Annotated in this window: 12 protein-coding genes; 5 read left to right on the plus strand and 7 right to left on the minus strand. The window is 38.3% G+C overall.

Going from position 1 to position 18,046, the window contains the following annotated elements; translation table 11 throughout:
* Positions 1–10: 10 nt before the first annotated feature.
* From JKA74_RS00175 to pfkA, 3 genes are all read right to left on the minus strand, one after another.
* The gene (locus JKA74_RS00175; RefSeq protein WP_201429120.1) at positions 11–988 is read right to left on the minus strand and encodes an ROK family protein; all 978 of its coding nucleotides are present in this window, start codon (positions 986–988) and stop codon (positions 11–13) included.
* 111 nt (positions 989–1,099) lie between these two features.
* On the minus strand, positions 1,100–1,957 hold the full coding sequence (locus tag JKA74_RS00180; protein ID WP_201429121.1) for a hypothetical protein: 858 nt from the start codon (positions 1,955–1,957) through the stop codon (positions 1,100–1,102).
* 3 nt (positions 1,958–1,960) lie between these two features.
* Positions 1,961–2,941: a 6-phosphofructokinase gene (gene pfkA / locus JKA74_RS00185; RefSeq protein ID WP_201429122.1), complete on the minus strand. Its 981-nt coding sequence runs from the start codon at positions 2,939–2,941 to the stop codon at positions 1,961–1,963.
* A gap of 91 nt (positions 2,942–3,032) precedes the next feature.
* Between pfkA and JKA74_RS00190 the strand changes: the two genes are divergently transcribed.
* The 3 genes from JKA74_RS00190 to JKA74_RS00200 all read left to right on the plus strand — a co-directional run bounded on the left by JKA74_RS00190 (position 3,033) and on the right by JKA74_RS00200 (position 6,650).
* The gene (locus JKA74_RS00190; protein ID WP_201429123.1) at positions 3,033–3,761 is read left to right on the plus strand and encodes an NUDIX hydrolase; all 729 of its coding nucleotides are present in this window, start codon (positions 3,033–3,035) and stop codon (positions 3,759–3,761) included.
* 72 nt (positions 3,762–3,833) lie between these two features.
* The gene (asnB, locus tag JKA74_RS00195) at positions 3,834–5,657 is read left to right on the plus strand and encodes an asparagine synthase (glutamine-hydrolyzing) (protein WP_201429124.1); all 1,824 of its coding nucleotides are present in this window, start codon (positions 3,834–3,836) and stop codon (positions 5,655–5,657) included.
* A gap of 96 nt (positions 5,658–5,753) precedes the next feature.
* Positions 5,754–6,650, plus strand: a complete 897-nt coding sequence (locus JKA74_RS00200) for a flavin reductase family protein (RefSeq protein ID WP_201429125.1) — start codon at positions 5,754–5,756, stop codon at positions 6,648–6,650.
* A gap of 3 nt (positions 6,651–6,653) precedes the next feature.
* On the opposite strand, the gene JKA74_RS00205 is transcribed toward JKA74_RS00200, so the two are convergent.
* From JKA74_RS00205 to metG, 4 genes are all read right to left on the minus strand, one after another.
* Positions 6,654–7,046 (minus strand): hypothetical protein, encoded by a 393-nt coding sequence (locus JKA74_RS00205; RefSeq protein WP_201429126.1) that lies wholly within the window; start codon positions 7,044–7,046, stop codon positions 6,654–6,656.
* A gap of 8 nt (positions 7,047–7,054) precedes the next feature.
* The gene (locus JKA74_RS00210) at positions 7,055–7,984 is read right to left on the minus strand and encodes an NAD-dependent epimerase/dehydratase family protein (protein ID WP_201429127.1); all 930 of its coding nucleotides are present in this window, start codon (positions 7,982–7,984) and stop codon (positions 7,055–7,057) included.
* 43 nt (positions 7,985–8,027) lie between these two features.
* Positions 8,028–8,684, minus strand: coding sequence for a phosphoadenylyl-sulfate reductase (locus tag JKA74_RS00215; RefSeq protein ID WP_201429128.1), 657 nt, complete (start codon positions 8,682–8,684; stop codon positions 8,028–8,030).
* A gap of 223 nt (positions 8,685–8,907) precedes the next feature.
* Entirely contained in the window at positions 8,908–10,974 is a 2,067-nt protein-coding gene (metG, locus tag JKA74_RS00220; RefSeq protein ID WP_201429129.1) for a methionine--tRNA ligase, read from the minus strand.
* Between the two features lie 164 nt (positions 10,975–11,138).
* On the opposite strand from metG, the gene JKA74_RS00225 reads away from it, so the two are divergent.
* On the plus strand, positions 11,139–14,591 hold the full coding sequence (locus JKA74_RS00225; RefSeq protein ID WP_201429130.1) for a pyruvate carboxylase: 3,453 nt from the start codon (positions 11,139–11,141) through the stop codon (positions 14,589–14,591).
* Between the two features lie 125 nt (positions 14,592–14,716).
* The gene (gene acnA / locus JKA74_RS00230) at positions 14,717–17,497 is read left to right on the plus strand and encodes an aconitate hydratase AcnA (protein WP_201429131.1); all 2,781 of its coding nucleotides are present in this window, start codon (positions 14,717–14,719) and stop codon (positions 17,495–17,497) included.
* Positions 17,498–18,046: the final 549 nt, after the last annotated feature.

Genomic DNA, 18,046 nt, shown 5'->3' on the forward strand with positions numbered 1-18,046 from the left:
CAGTAACTCATTAATTTCCAAATATTTCTGACTCCTTTTCATTTATCATATCAATTACAAGGCTGCTGGCTCCAATAATAGGAGCGGATTGATTTTGCAATTGAGAAGAAATGATATTTATTTTACCTCTTAGTACAGGCATTAAATGCTTCTCCATATGAAATTTGGTGGGATTAAATATTAAATCGCCTGCAAGTGATAAACCACCAAATATAAATATGGCTTCAGGATCAGAGTGAACAACTGTATCGGCTAATTTGGTACCCAAAATCCTACCTGTATACTCAAATGCTTTTTTTGCTATAAAATCATCTTTTAAGGCATACTTGGTAATCATTTCGGCACTTAATTCATCAAAACTTACTGAACGGAGCTCGCTATCTTCTGTATGGTCTGCCAATAATTTATAAACAGTTCTTTTAATGCCGGTTGCTGATACATAAGTCTCCAGGCAACCTCTTTTGCCACAACCGCAAAAACGTCCGTTTACATAATTAACTGTAGTGTGACCTAATTCACCAGCCAGGCCATGGGCACCATTCACTATTTTTCCATTACTTACAATGCCTGCTCCTAAACCTGTGCCAAGGGTGATCACAATAAAATCTTTAATGTTTTTAGCTCCACCAAATATCATTTCCCCTACAGCAGCAGCATTTGCATCATTGGTAATCACTACCGGTACCTGAAATTCATCTTCCAGACTGTTGGCCAATGGTAATATTCCTTTCCACCTAAGGTTGGTAGCATGTTCAATTGTACCTTTATGATAGTTGGCATTTGGGGCGCCTACACCTATGCCTAATAACTTATGTTCTTTAGGATCGAGGCCTTTTTTAATTTCAGAGGCTAAAATTTTAATGAAATCCTCAAATTTCGCTTCACTTTGAGTAGGAATAGATCCTTGAAAAAGCACCTTCCCTTCCGGACTTACAATTCCATATTTCGTACTCGTTCCTCCAATATCAATCCCGATGCTAATTTTCATTGTTGCGATTAGTTTTACACAATTATTTAATTATGTTAATTAATATAAGTTTGTTTTGCTTCATTGGCAGATATCCTACCCTGGCGTTCCTTTAAAAACGGATAATCTGAATTATACGTTGTAATGTTTTTTAATAAGGTATTCGACCAACAGATCAATAGGTTCTTCTATGAATTTACCTTCTCTTAAACCATTTTCTTTTGCAACCTCTTTTACTATTTTTTCAAAATAGTAGGGAACAGAGCCAACAAAATGTACTTTATAATTTTTGTAGTTTTTTACTGAGCAGATATAAATTTGTATGAATTCATTAATGCTGTCTTTTACCATTTTATGTAAAAACGGATGTTCTATTCGCTCATTTATGAACTGGCTAAAACTTGACAGATATACATTGGCATAAGGCTTAATGTACACATTTAGTAATATGTCTTCCTTATTTAACTGGAACTCCAACTCCAGGTCCCGTTGAATTTCAGAAGGAAGTTGTCTTTTCAAATATTTCCCCAACAAACTTTTTCCAAAATGACTCCTGCTTCCTTCATCGCCCAGAATAAAATCCATTCCACTTACTTCCTGTCTTACAATGTCACCATCAAACAGGCATGCATTAGAACCAGTACCCATAAGCGCGGTAATGGATGGTTCTCCTTCAAAAGTGGCAAAAGCTGAGGCCACAATATCTTCTTTTACATATAAATGCGATTTTCTGAAAACCATGGAAATTCCCCTTTCCACTATAGTGGAAAAGTGTCTACTGGAACAGCCTGCTCCAAAGTAGTAGACTACTTTTATTTCATCTTTATATTGTAAAATTTCATCGCCAAGACTTGAAATTGTTTCGGAAATAGCCACATCGTCCATAAAAAATGGATTGATGCCTTTTGTACTTTTCCGGACAGTAAGTACTTGATCTTTTACCAGTTGCCAGTCGCACTTTGTTGAGCCACTTGTACCTATTAGTATCATTTGTTATATCGATAATATTTTAGCTATGCGTAAGTCATCTTTGTGAATATCCTTTGGCTGAGACATAATTTCATCGAATTTATTGAAAATCACTTCTTTGTGAACAATGCCTACCATTACGTCAGTTTGTCCTGCCTCAAGTCCTTCGATGGCGGCAACTCCCATTTTACTTGCTAATACGCGATCAAAATAAGTAGGTGTGCCCCCTCGTTGTAAATGTCCTAATATAGTCACTTTTGTGTCAAAATAGGAGAATCTTTCCTGTACTTTTTTAGCTATTTCCATCGCAGAGCCTGATTTTCCTCCTTCAGCTACAATTACTAAACTTGAGGTTTTGTTTTGCGAGCCACTCGCATCTAATTTTTCAATCAATTCTTCAATGGAAGTCTCTTCTTCAGGAATAATGATGGCCACAGCACCTCCGGCTATTCCACTGTTAATGGCAATGTAGCCCGAATCCCTTCCCATTACTTCAATAAAAAATAAGCGGTTATGAGAAAGTGCAGTGTCACGAATTTTGTCAATAGCATTTACTGCTGTGTTGGTGGCAGTATCGTAGCCAATAGTAAAATCCGTGCCGGGAATATCATTGTCTATGGTTCCGGGTATGCACACATACGGCATTTTATGCTCCAGGTACAAATGATGCATTCCTGCGAAAGAACCATCACCGCCAATGCCAATCAAGCCATCAATTTTCATTTTTTTAAGTTGCTCAAATGCTTTGGTCCTACCTTCCTTAGTAAGAAATTCCTTTGACCTTGCTGATTTAAGCATTGTACCTCCTCTCTGTAAAATATTGGAAACAGATCGTACTTCCATTGGCACAAAGTCACCTTCTATCATGCCTTCATAGCCACGATAGATCCCAATAATTTCTTTTTTATAAAAAATCCCGGCTCGAACTACCGCTCGAATGGCAGCATTCATTCCGGGAGCATCCCCTCCTGAGGTAAAAACGCCAATACGCTTCATTTTTGTCATATTATTTTTATCAGCAAGCCAAAGATAGTGTAATGAGTACACTTAGCAAATAGTATTTTACTATCTTTGTCGAATACTGTTTGAAATCTGAATGGAAGACTTCCACTATAATCCTCATATATCTGTTGACTGTGTTATTTTTGGTTTTGATGACCAAAAGATTAATATTTTATTGATAAAGAGAAAGCAGTCCGGTAAAAATGTTTTTGCCTTGCCAGGTGATTTGGTTCAGAAAGGTGAAGATCTTGACCATGCTGCTTCCCGTGTTTTATTCGAACTTACTGGTTTGCAAAACCTTTATTTAGAGCAGTTTAAGGCTTTTGGTTCTCCGGATAGAATTAAAGATCCGGTAGATATTGAGTGGATAAAATCTATCCGTGAGCATCCGGAAGAACGGGTAATCACTATTGGGTACAATTCTTTAGTGAAAGTGGATGGTTTTGAATTTACTCCGTCTTCTTTTGCGGAAGAGGTTTTATGGCATCCCATTGAAAAACCTCAGAAACTGGCTTTTGACCATAATGACATTGCCAACACAGGGTGGTTTATGTTGAGGGAAAAAATTAAGAGAGAGCCTATGATCGCTTTTTCATTATTGCCTGAAAAATTCACACTAAGACAACTACAAACTTTATATGAAGCCATAGTCGGTATTTCGCTGGATAAACGTAATTTCAGGAAACGAATGCTACGCAATAATTTTCTGGTAGCTATGGAAGAGCGGGAAACGGGAGTCTCCCACAAACCCGCTCAGTATTTTAGATTTGATGAAGATACCTATCGCGAGGATTTCGCCAGGGATCAATGGTTTTTGTTTTAACAACAATGGGGCTTTCGGCTTAATTTTTATTTAAATTTGGTGTAAACCTTTTATCAAATTTCCCGGAAATCCATGTGTGGCATTGCAGGTATCTGGCAGAAGTCAGGCTCATTATCAAAAGAAAAATTTAAGCAGGCTTTATCCCTTATAAGTCACAGAGGCCCTGATGATCAGGCTGTTGTTGCTAATGAGCATATGATCATGGGTACGCAGAGATTGAGAATTATTGCACCTGATGCAGGTTTTCAACCTATGCAGGATGCAAATGGACATTCCATGGTTTTTAATGGCGCTATTTATAATTATCCGGAACTGGCTAAGAAAATGGCTATCAATAGCCGATCTGATACGGAAATCCTGTTCCATGGGCTAATTAAATCGGGAGAGCAGATGGTTAGTACTTTAAAAGGTATGTTTGCTTTTGCTTTTTACGATGAAAGCTCAGACGCATTTTTATTGGCAAGGGATAGAATAGGACAGAAACCTTTATATTATTTTCAAAAAGAGGATTGTTTTTTATTTGCTTCAGAGCTGAAAACCATAGTGCAATTGATGAAAATGGCTTCATTCAAGCCTGAAATTAATGAAGAAGCAATTTATCATTACTTGTGTTTATCCAATATTCCTGAACCGGAAACCATTTATAAAAACGTGCATGCTGTAAAGCCGGGCCATATACTGACTTTTCAAAATGGAAAAGTGCTCCAAAACCCTTACTGGACCTACACCTACCAGCCTAAGTGGCAACTAAGCCGGCAAGAAATCCATGAAACTACTCTTAGTTTAATTCAGGATGCTACTAAAATGCGGCTCAGAGCAGATGTGCCCGTAGGCTTGTTCCTTTCAGGAGGGTGGGATAGTTCTGTCATTGCCTATGAAGCAGCAAAGTTGAATCAGGATATTAAAACCTACACAGTAGAATATCCTTTTACTACCAGCCAGAATGAATCAAAAATTGCGCAAAAAACAGCGTCTGCTTTAGGTCTTTCTCATGAAATAATCCCTTTGAAGCTGGAGCCACTGGAAATGCTTCAAAAAGTGATTAGCACTTTTGACCAACCCTTTGCTGATTCCAGTGCTATCCCTAATTTGGCCATAGCGCAAGCTGCAGGGCAGCATGTAAAAGTTATGCTCAATGGTGATGGAGGAGATGAACAGTTTGGAGGTTACAGAAGGTATTTCTTAGCTACTCATTATAGTAAATTCAGTTTTTTGAAATACTTGCAGCCCATCCTCCCAAATGCTGTCAGACGTTCAAAACTTGCGTTTGCCAAACGTATTGCCAATATATCAGCCATGCCGGCTGAAGAACAGTATTTGGGTTATACGGTTGATATGTGGAGGGACAGTACAATGGAGGGTATCTGGAAGGATAAAAGTATGATCCGGAATACCACCAAATCATTAATAGCTAATAAAAACATAACTGGTCTGTCAAAACTGGACGAATTGATGAATTGGGATCGCCATTTTAATTTATTGTCAGGTATATTGGTTAAAATGGATCGCTGTAGCATGGCTTATTCTGTAGAGGCCAGGTCTCCTTTTCTGGATCATGAGTTATTTGATTTTACTTCCAGGCTTCCCGATTCTTATAAAGTAGCAGGTTTTGACAGAAAAGTGCTTTTAAAGGACTTATATAAAGATAAGCTACCAAAGGAAGTAGTGACGGGCAAGAAAATATCTTTTGAAGCACCAATTAACAATTGGCTTGGTCATGATTTTCAACCTTTAGTAAAGGATCTTTTACTAAATCCACAGGCGAAAATTTACCAATACCTCCAACCCCTTGAAGTGGAGAAACTCATTTCCGGAAATAAATATATGGAATTGAATGTAGCCTATTTAATTTATAGTTTACTGATTCTGGAACTTTGGCTAATGGAAAATAGCTGAAGTGCATTTTGTAAATCTTTACAAACATTGGTTCGTTGATATTGTATTACAATTTCATAAATTTGAATTTTTCACCATCTTATCAGAGCATGCATTATGGCATATAAAAAAATTGATCCTAAATCTATTAAAACTCCTGAACTTCATGGTTTGCTATTAGGGGCTATTGCCCCACGCCCCATAGCATTTGCAAGTACAATTGATCAGGCCGGGAAAGTAAATTTAAGTCCTTTCAGTTTTTTCAATGTTTTCGGTGCAAATCCTCCTACTTTGATTTTTTCCCCCTCCAGAAGAGGACGAGACAATACCACTAAGCATAGTTTTGAAAATGTAAAAGAAGTAGGTGAAGTGGTTATTAATATTGCTAACTATCCCATGGTGGAGCAGATGTCATTGGCTTCCACTGAATATGCAAAAGGAGTGAATGAGTTTGAAAAATCGGGCTTTACAGAAGTGCCGTCTGAGAAAGTAAAACCTCCCAGAGTTGCGGAGTCCCCGGTAGCATTTGAATGTTTGGTGAAGCAAATTATTGAGACTGGTTCTGAAGGTGGGGCGGGCATTTTAGTGATTTGTGAGGTGATTTATATCCACCTGAATGAAGAAATTTTGGATGAAAGTGGAAAGATTGATCCCGTGAAACTGGATCCTATTGGTAGAATGGGCGGTAATTGGTACGCTCGTGCCAAAGAAGGTATGTTTGAGGTGGAAAAGCCATTGAGTAAATTAGGAGTGGGAGTAGATGCCATTCCGGAAGGGATTAGATTGAGCAAGTTTTTAACAGGGAATGACTTGGGGAAATTGGGCAATGTTGAGAAAATTCCGACTCAGGAAGAAATCTCTGAAATGGCCAAGGAGAAGGTAGTGCAAAAAATCATTACTGATAATGCAGGACAACCTGAGAAACTGGAAAAAGCATTGCATTTATATGCTCATGAACTATTAGCCAAAGGAGAAGTAGCTAAAGCCTGGAAGGTTTTAATGGTTTCGGCCTAGTAATTATTGGCCAAAGGGGTGTCTGAGTAAAGTAGCTCTCCCCTGTCCATCTTTGGTAAATTTGGCAATACAGTATTGCTGATATTGTTCATCAAATCTACTGTCTTTCAGGTTCAATGATGACGGAGCTTGTTGGTTTTTAAGAAAATAATAAACCTCGGTAGTGCCATATTTGGTATGAGGCATCAAATTACCATGTTTTTCCATATTCTGCCAGAGGCTGTCATTTAAAGTAAAGGCATAAATCCTGACTATGGGGCCTGTGTTATTTTCGTTTCGTACATAAGCTGTCTGCTCAAAACCGCCTTCCAAATCATGAATGTTTTCTTCGGAAAGCAGGCTGTAAAACATTAGTCCTGTGATTAATATAATGCCAATAAGAAAGTATTTTTTCATACGATGGGTTAGAATCTTAAGTACTCTTTAAACTTCTTCAAATCGGCTTTAAGTGAGTTTTCCCCATTCGGATAATCAACGTAATCCATTAATACAGTTTTTCTATCTACCAATAGTTCGCGAAGCTTTAAGTGCTGGTTGATGAAAGTGAATTCCATTTCTGGGTACAGCTCTTTTAGAACGTCCACTACATCCAAAACCTGTAAATTGCTGTCTACCACATTATAGTAACCAGAAGGAACTTTGTCGGAAAGTGCTACTTGTTGTATAATATTACTTACTCTGTCAATTGAAATAAAAGGCCTGTGTTGCTTACCATCTCCATTAATGGCTATGCGACCATTATAGTTTGCATCAAACATAAATCTGTTAATTACCGCATCAAAACGCACCGCATGTGCATAGCCATACACATTTCCTAAACGTAAAATCTGAGTATTCATCTTCTCTAAAAGCCTGGCAACATGCTCTTCTCCACGCATTTTAGAAATACCATAAATAGTCCGTGGGTTGACAGGCTGACCTTCTTCTATTAATTGAGTAGAAGCACCATAGACTGACACACTACTGGAATAGATAAATTGTTTCACATCAGATTCTTCTACGGCATAAACCAATTCAGCCGTGCCCCAATGGTTTACCTGTTCAAAATAGTGAGGGTCGGCATCGGCAAAAGGAGTGGTTACTTTAGCTGCCAGATGTATAACAGTATCAACGTTTTTCAAAGCTTTGCCTAATTTCCGGCTGTCAAGCAATTCTCCACTGATAAAGTTGATTTTTTCTGTATGAGGCAATTTATGTCCTAAAAAGAAATGGTAGTTATCTCTGCTTAAGTTATCATAAATGGTGATTTTATTCACTTGCTCAAGAGGTAAAAGATTAGCTACTAATGCTGAACCAATATAGCCGGCACCTCCGGTAATTAATATGTTTTTCATTGTATGTCAGTGACAGATAAAAATTAAAATTGGGAAATACTGATTACTTCACCAAATCAGTGTGCAAACCGCACTCTGTTTTGTTCATGCCGTACCAGCGTGACTCCCTTTCCTGCATATCCAGATCAAATTTACGTGTACAGGGCTCACAGCCTATGCTGAAATAGCCTTTCGCTTCCAATGGATGATCCGGTAATCGATATTCTTTTCTGTAGTCATGCACCATTTTGGAACTCCAGTCCAACATAGGATGGAGGCGGGTAGTATCATGAGGCGCAGCTTGTTCTACTTTCATTGCAGAACGCGTTTTACTTTGATCAGCACGCACACCATTGATCCACACATCATGCTGCATTAAAACCATATCCATAGGTTGGGTTTTGTTCAGATAACAGCAATAATCCGGATCAGAAGTAAAAAACATTTTCCCGTCAGCCCCACGCTGCATGTTTTTGGGAGTTAATGGTTTTAAGTCAACTAAGTTTTTTAATCCAAAATCAGCCATTATTTTATCCCGAAATGCTACCGTTTCCGGGAAATGATAACCTGTGTTGATAAAGTATACTGGAATGTCCTTGTCAACTCTACTGAGCATATGCAAAAGCACTAAACTGTGTGATTGAAAAGAAGAGGTAGTGAAATATTTAATTCCTTCTTTCTGATAATGTCCTATTTTCTCTTTTAGTACTTCAAATGTCATTACAGAGTATTTAAGGTTTTAGAAATTTCATTTTTCAATTTAGGAAACATCTAATACATCCTGAAATGTATTAGATGTTAACTCTACTTGCTTATTACAATCTTGAGCAACAAAATCAGGCTTGTGAGACACAAACCTGGGCTGTCTGGCCGTGGAGCGTGTCTCACGCTCCACTGTTGAGCCAATATTGAATAGGACTTCGTAACGTTAATTTGATCGTAAATTAACTAACTGTACTACCAGGATTCACTTTATTTCCGGGCTGTAGTAATTGCAGGTTTCCTTCTGCATCTTCAGCCATTAATACCATGCCTTCTGATACTTCACCCATCATAGGTCTTGGTGCCAAATTCACTAATACTGTTACTTGTTTACCTACCATTTCTTCAGCACTAAAATGTTTGGCTATACCACTTAAAATGGTGCGTTTGTCCAAGCCAGTGTCAATTGTTAGCTTAAGCAGTTTGTTTGATTTTTTCACCTTCTCGGCAGCAATTACTGTGCCTATTCTCATGTCCATTTTCATGAAATCGTCAAACTGAATTTCAGCTTTCATAGCTTCTACTTTAGGTTTCTCAGCAGTATTCGCTTTTTTGGTATCTTCCAGTTTTTTTACTTGTGCATCCACGGTTTCGTCTTCAATTTTTTCAAATAATAATTCTGCTTTATTTATAGTATGATCGGCCTCCAATAAATCAACACTGCCGGCTTTCTCCCATTCGTAAGCTTTTATATTAAGCATTCCTCTTAATTTCTCCGCTGTAAATGGCAAAAACGGCTCACATACAATGCTGAGGTTAGCGGCAATTTGTAATGAGAGATTCATTATGGTTTTTACTCTTTCAGGATTTTCCTTTTGCAGTTTCCATGGCTCTGTATCGGCCAGATATTTATTACCCAAACGGGCAAATTCCATCATATGGGCCAAAGCTTCCCTGAACTTATATTGAGTAATTTTTTCTTCAATTAAATCCGGGTAAGTGCTCAGCGACTGGATTATTTCCTCATCGTAGTCAAACCATTCACCTCTTTGAGGTACCTTTCCATCATAATACTTATGGGTAAGTACCAACGCACGGTTAATGAAGTTTCCGAAAATCCCTACTAATTCACTATTGTTCCTGGTTTGAAAATCTTTCCAGGTAAATTCGCTGTCTTTTGTTTCCGGTAAAGTAGAGGCAAGTGCATAACGTAACACATCTTCTTTTCCGGGAAATTCTTCCAGGTATTCGTGCAGCCATACTGCCCAGTTTCTGCTGGTGGATAGTTTATCACCTTCCAGATTTAAAAATTCATTGGCAGGCACATTTTCAGGTAAAATATATTCACCATGCGCATGTAAAATGGCAGGAAAAATAATGCAATGGAAAACGATATTGTCTTTCCCAATAAAATGTATTAAAGTAGAGTCATTTTTTGGATCATCCTGCTTTTTCCAATAGTCCTCCCAGTTTTTTCCGTTATCTAATGCCCATTGTTTAGTAGCTGAAATATAACCGATGGGTGCATCAAGCCAAACATATAATTTTTTCCCTTCTGCTTCTTTTAAAGGCACGTCTACTCCCCAGTCTAAATCTCTGGTCATGGCACGAGGTTGCAAGCCGGCTTTTAACCAGGAGCTACATTGACCATACACGTTCGATTTCCACTGGCCTTTTTTTCCTTCTACCAACCATTTTTCCAGCCATTCCTGGTATTTATCTAAAGGTAAAAACCAGTGTTTGGTACTTCTTAGCTCAGGTTTTTTTCCACTTAAAGTGGAAACAGGATTAATTAAATCAGTAGAGTTCAGCGAGCTTCCACATTTTTCACATTGATCGCCATAAGCACCATCATGGCCACATTTCGGGCAGGTTCCGGTAATATATCTGTCAGCAAGGAATTGGTTGTATTCCTCGTCATAATACTGTTCACTTTCCTGCTCTACAAATTCCCCCTTATCATATAAATTAGTAAAAAACTCCTGAGATAGTTCATGGTGGATAGGTGCAGATGTTCTGTGGTACATATCAAACCCAATTCCGAACTTCTCGAAAGTGCTTTTGTTTAATTCGTGGTATTTATCTATAATTTCCCTTGGACTGATACCCTCTTTTTTTGCCCTGATAGTAATGGCAGCACCATGCTCATCACTTCCGCACATAAATGCCACATCTTTTCCTCTCAGGCGTAGGTAGCGCACAAAAATATCTGCCGGTAAATAAGCCCCGGCAATATGCCCTATATGCAAGGGGCCATTGGCATAAGGAAGTGCCGCTGTAATAGTATATTTGGTATTTTTTAAATTCATTCTAACGTATTTCCCGCAAATATAGTAAGATAAAAATGCCTTAAATAATGATTTTTCATATTATAACACTAAACTTTTCTCATTTTAATAAGTCCTTTATATATTAAGCTGATTTTTAAAATAGCTTATTTAAAACTATCATTTTTCATACCTATTCATAAACTATGCAAACCGAATTATTTGAAATTAATAGAATATTAGTTGCCAATCGAGGAGAAATAGCTATTAGAGTACTGAGAGCTGCCTCAGAATTACGTATTAGAACCGTTGCTATTTACACTTTTGAAGACCGTTACTCCCTTCATAGATATAAAGCAGATGAGGCTTATCAGATTGGAAAAGATGATGATCCGCTCAAACCTTATCTGGATATTGAAGAAATCATCAGTCTGGCAAAACATAAGGGTATAGATGCTATTCATCCCGGGTATGGTTTTCTTTCCGAAAACGTGAAATTTGCCCGTAGGTGTAAGGAAGAAGGGATCATTTTCATTGGCCCTGAACCCGAGGTGATGCAAAGCCTGGGTGATAAAGTAGCAGCTAAAACCATTGCACTTAAAGCCAATGTTCCTGTTATACAGGATAGCCAAAAAGATTTAGTAGATACTGAAACTGCACTTGCTGAAGCCAACAGAATAGGTTATCCTATCATGGTAAAAGCTGCTTCCGGTGGCGGAGGAAGAGGAATGCGTATTGTCAGAAATGATGCAGATTTAAAAAAATCTTTTTCTGAAGCCAAAAACGAAGCAGGCAATGCCTTTGGTGATGACACTGTTTTCCTGGAGAAATATATTGATGAGCCTAAGCACATTGAAGTGCAGATAATGGGAGACAATTATGGAAATCTTGTGCATTTGTATGAAAGAGATTGTTCTGTACAAAGGAGATTTCAGAAAGTGGTGGAAATTGCCCCTTGCCTTACCCTTGCACAGGAAACAAAAGATAAAATATATGAATATGCTTTGGCCATTACTAAAGAGGTTAATTATAATAATGTAGGTACTGTAGAGTTCCTGGTTGATAAGGAAGAGAACATTTTCTTTATTGAAGTAAATCCACGGATTCAGGTAGAGCATACTATTACTGAGGAAATTACAGGTGTTGATATTGTGCGTTCTCAGATATTAATAGCAAGAGGATACGCATTGGATGATCCGAGAATATTTATTACACAACAATCGGATATACAGTGTAATGGTTTTGCGATTCAATGTAGGATTACCACTGAGGATCCTGAAAATGGGTTTAAACCTGACTATGGAACAATCATTGCCTATAGAAATGCAGGTGGATTCGGAATCAGGATAGATGAAGGAAGCTCCTATCCCGGGGTAACCATTTCTCCATTTTTTGATTCTATGCTGGTAAAGATTTCGGCTTCAGGAAGAACTTTGAAAGGTGCTGCTCAAAGGCTGAACAGGGCCTTGAGGGAATTCAGAATTCGGGGAGTAAAGACTAATATCGGATTTTTAGAAAATGTGATTTCACACCCTACTTTCTACAATGGAGAATGTACGGTAAAATTTATTGACGATCATCCGGAGCTGTTCGAAATCACTAAGAAATTTGACAGAGGAACCAAAACACTACGTTATTTAGCCAATGTGACTGTCAATGGACATCCTGATGTGAAATCAAAGGATGAAAACAAGATTTTCAGGGCACCTAAAATACCTGATTATAATAAATACGAGGCTTATCCTAAAGGCACAAAAAATAAACTAATAGACTTAGGCCCCGAAGGATTTTCTCAGTGGCTCAAAAATGAAAAAGCCATTCAATACACAGATACAACTTTCAGGGATGCCCACCAGTCATTATTGGCTACTCGTATGCGTACACTGGATATGATGAAAGTGGCAGAGGGTTACGCCAAAAATAATCCGCAGATTTTTTCTATGGAAGTGTGGGGTGGGGCCACCTTTGATGTTTGTATGCGCTTTTTAAAAGAAGATCCATGGGATAGATTGGCCAAATTCAGACGTGCCATTCCTAATATTTTATTGCAGATGTTATTGCGGGGCTCGAATGCTGTAGGCTATAAAGCTTATCCTGATAACCTGATCGAGCAATTTATTATAAAGGCAGCAGATACAGGAATAGATGTATTTAGGATTTTTGATTCCCTTAACTGGTTGGAAGCCATGAAGGTGAGTATTAAAACAGTTCGCGAAAAAACCAATGCGCTGGCTGAAGCTTCCATTTGTTACACAGGAGACATATTAGATCCCCATCAGAAAAAATATACTTTAGATTATTATGTGGATTTTGCCAAACAGCTGGAAGGCGAGGGCGCACATATTATTGCTATTAAAGATATGTCCGGTTTGCTAAAACCATATGCAGCCAAAGAATTAGTGGCTGCTTTAAAAGCTGAGGTGAATTTGCCTATCCATTTGCATACTCATGACACATCCTCTGTGCAATCGGCCACTTATTTGCAGGCCATTGAAGCGGGCGTAGATGTGGTGGATGTAGCTTTGGGTGCAGTTTCCGGGTTGACTTCACAACCTAATTTTAATTCTGTTGCCTCTTCCATGAAAGGGCAGGAGAGAGAATTGAAACTGGATATTGACTCTCTTAATAGCTATAGTAACTATTGGGAAGATGTCCGGGAATTCTATTATCCATTTGAATCAGGTTTGAAAGCCGGAACGGCCGAGGTTTACGATCATGAAATCCCCGGAGGGCAATATTCCAACTTACGTCCGCAGGCTGAAGCTTTAGGTTTAGGTCATAAATTTGAGTTGATTAAAAAGAATTATGCATTGGTGAATAAGTTGTTTGGTGACTTAGTAAAAGTAACGCCATCATCCAAAGTAGTGGGGGATATGGCTTTGTATATGACCTCCAACAATCTAACGCCTGATGATATTTTAACTAAGGGTAAATCACTTTCTTTTCCTGAATCGGTGGTTAGTTTATTCAAAGGAGAATTGGGCCAGCCAGTTGGTGGTTTTCCTAAAGAGGTAAGTGATATTATATTAAAAGGTGAAAAACCATTTACCAACAGGCCGAACGCGCACTTAGAACCCATCGATTTTGATAAAGAGTTTGTTGCTTTCAAGAAGAAATTCGACAAAAACCGAACTGAGCTTGATTTGCTTTCCTATTTACTTTACCCAAAGGTTTATGAGGAATATTACCAGCATATACAGGAATATGGCGATATCTGGTATGTGCCCACTCTGGCATTTTTCTATGGAATGAGAAATGGAGAAGAACTTTTAGTAGAGATAGGAGAGGGAAAAACAATTATTATCCGTTTGTTATTTATTTCTGAGCCCAATGATGAAGGTATGAGGACGGTGTCTTTTGAGTTGAATGGGCAAACAAGAAGAATTCAGATAAAAGATAATTCTGCCAAGGTAGATAAAGCTATTCATCAAAAGGTAACTGCTGATAATGAAGTAGGGGCACCTTTACAAGGGCGTATTGCTGCAATAAAAGTAAAGCCTGGTGAGGAGGTTACCGAAAACACTCCTTTATTCATTATAGAAGCCATGAAAATGGAATCCACCATTACACCTCCAAGGGCTGGTATTGTAAAAGCTGTACATTTAAAGGCTGGAGATATGGTAGTTCAGGACGATTTGGTAATTTCTTTAGAGGAGTAGTTTAAAACTTTTAGGTTGGATATCAGTATAATTAAGATGATTCCTGTTGATGAATTTCATCAACAGGATATCTATTCAAAGCCTGCATATTATAATGGCTTCATCTAATAAAATAATTTTTTACTATGCAAAAAGATCCATACAAAATTGTTCAGGAGCTAAGTACTTCAAAAGGGAAATTAAAATATTATAGCTTAAGTGAGTTGGAAAAGCAAGGGTATGGAATTTCCAAATTGCCTTTTTCTATCAGGATTCTCTTAGAAAATGCATTAAGAAATTTCGATGATTTCGCTATTACTAAAGAAAACATAGAAACCTTATTAAGCTGGAAACCTGAGCCATCAGAAAAGGATATTCCTTACAAGCCAGCTCGTGTGCTCATGCAGGATTTCACGGGCGTTCCGGCCGTGGTTGATATTGCTTCTTTAAGGGCTGAAGCTGTAAGAAAAGGAAAAGATTCCAGGAAAATTAACCCATTGATTCCGGTGGATCTGGTAGTAGATCACTCTGTACAGGTAGATTATTTTGGTACTAATTACTCCTACAAGAAAAATGTAGATATGGAGTATGAAAGAAACGGTGAACGATATCAATTCCTGAAATGGGCTCAAAAGTCTTTCGATAATTTCTCAGTGGTTCCTCCCGGAATGGGTATTTGCCATCAGGTGAATTTAGAATATTTAGCAAAAGGAGTAATTGAAAGAGAAGGATATGCTTATCCGGATACTTTAGTAGGAACAGATTCCCACACACCTATGGTAAACGGAATTGGTGTAGTAGGATGGGGAGTTGGTGGAATAGAAGCAGAAGCAGCTTTGTTAGGCCAACCTATTTATTTTATTATGCCCGAAGTAGTTGGGTTGAGGTTGACAGGTAAGCTACCATTAGGCACTACTGCTACGGATTTGGTGCTGACTATTACACATTTATTACGGGCACATGGGGTAGTAGGCAAATTTGTTGAAGTTTTTGGCCCCGGACTGGACACACTTTCTGTGCCTGATCGGGCTACCATTTCCAATATGTCCCCAGAGTTTGGTTGTACTGTTACTTATTTCCCTATTGATGACCAGACGCTCAGCTATATGAAGAAAACCAATCGAGAGGCTGATCAGATTGATTTAGTAGAAAAATATACAAAGTCCAATATGCTTTGGAGGGAGAATGAAGATAAAATTAACTACTCAAATGTAGTGGAATTGAATCTGGATGAAATTGAGCCTACGGTTTCAGGACCTAAAAGACCGCAGGATAAAATCCTGGTGAAGGATTTAAATAATCAATTTCAGAAATTGCTCCAGGGAGTTTACGGAAGGGAATACATCGAATCCGGGGAGCGACCGATTAACAGGTGGTATGGAGAAGGCGGAACGCAGCCTGATCCTAGAAGAGGGGAAACTGCGGTAAGCGAGGATGTTGTCATAGAAGAGGAGAGAGAAGAAGGGTTGAAAACTGTACATATTAGAACAAGACAGGGAGAATACAAAATAAGCGATGGATCTATTGCTATAGCGGCTATTACAAGTTGTACGAATACATCTAACCCCAGTGTAATGATAGGGGCTGGACTTGTGGCAAAAAAAGCCAGGGAAAGAGGGATTGATGTAAAGCCATGGGTAAAAACCAGTTTGGCTCCGGGCTCTAAAGTGGTAACTGACTACCTGAAATCTGCTGATTTACTGGAAGATTTAGAGGCTTTGCGATTTCATGTGGTAGGTTTTGGTTGTACTTCGTGTATCGGTAATTCCGGTCCTTTGCCACCTCCTGTTGCCAAGGCAATAGAGGAAAGTAATTTGGTAATGGCCTCTGTACTTTCAGGAAACAGGAATTTTGAAGCCAGGGTACATCCTCAGGTAAAAATGAATTTCCTGATGTCACCTATGCTGGTAGTGGTTTATGCATTGGCTGGCAGAGTAGATATTGATTTGTACAACGATCCTATTGGTTATGACAGCAATGATGAACCGGTTTACTTTAAGGATGTTTGGCCAAGCAATGATGAGATATTTGAAGTAATGGGGCGTGTGCTTACACCTGATGACTACAAAAGAAATTACGGTGAAATATTCGAAGGAAATGAGCAGTGGAGGTCAATGCAAGCACCCAAGACAGATGATTATGAATGGGATGAAAGTTCTACTTACATTAAGGAAGCTCCATTCTTCAAGAATATTTCCGAAGAAGCCCCGGCATTTAGAGATATTGAAAATGCCCATGTTTTATTATTACTGGGTGATTCTATTACTACTGATCATATTTCTCCGGCCGGTTCCTTTGGGGCTAATTCAGCAGCAGGGAAATATTTATTGGAAAAAGGAGTAAAGCTGGAAGAGTTTAATTCCTATGGCTCCCGCAGGGGAAATGATGAAGTAATGGTAAGAGGAACCTTTGCCAATGTGAGGATCAATAATAAGTTGGCGGTGAAAGAAGGTGGCTATACTACTCATATCCCTTCAGGAGAAGAAATGACCGTGTATGATGCGGCCATGAAGTATAAAGAAGTTAATCAGCCAAGCATAGTATTGGCGGGCAAGGAATATGGCAGCGGGTCTTCCCGCGACTGGGCAGCAAAAGGTACTTATCTTTTAGGCATAAAAGCTGTAATTGCAGAAAGCTATGAGCGTATCCATAGGAGCAACCTTATCGGAATGGGAGTGTTGCCATTACAATTCAAGCCGGGAGAAAGTGCAGCATCTCTTGGATTAGACGGTACTGAGCAATTTACAATTAGAGGTATTGCTGATGGGCTTAATGTGCTAAAGGAATTGGATGTAATAGCTGTTAACAAAGAGGGGAAGGAAACTAATTTTGAAGTCATTGCCCGGCTGGATTCCAATGTTGAAATTTCTTATTATCAACATGAAGGGATTCTTCAATATGTGCTGAGAGACTTTTTGAAGAAGTAAAATAGGCTGGCGAGTTTTCATGTTGACAAGTTGGGGTTGTTTGAGCCATACAACAAGTCACGATTAATTTGCTGTTAATATTATACATTGGAAACCGATATGGTGCTAGTTACATCAAATCGGTTTTTTTTATGTTATTCATATTAATAATTTGAATGTAGAGTTCAAGTCTCATAGTATAGTTATGATCAGATTACTATTTCTTGTAAATCCAAAGTAGTAATAAGCTTCATTTCTTTTACTTTAGGTTTAGAATTTCATTCGCTTTTGAAAAAGATAGCTTAACAATTTTAATGACAAAGAATTCCGTTTTATTCTGGCTGATAAGTATTGCCTTTTTTATATCTTAATTCTTAAATAGCCGATGGAGTGATGGATTCAAGCATACGATATGCATAATTTGTAAGATTCATTCCAGAATGGGGCTCGCATTGTACTCTAAATCGAAATCACGCTTTATAATCTTATATTGATAAAGAAATTATATTAGAGGTTAGAATTACGGCACTACCTATTTTTTTGATAAAAGCAATGAAAGTCTTTCAGTTG

It is taken from the genome of Marivirga aurantiaca, from assembly GCF_016679925.1.
Taxonomy (GTDB): Bacteria; Bacteroidota; Bacteroidia; order Cytophagales; family Cyclobacteriaceae; genus Marivirga; species Marivirga aurantiaca.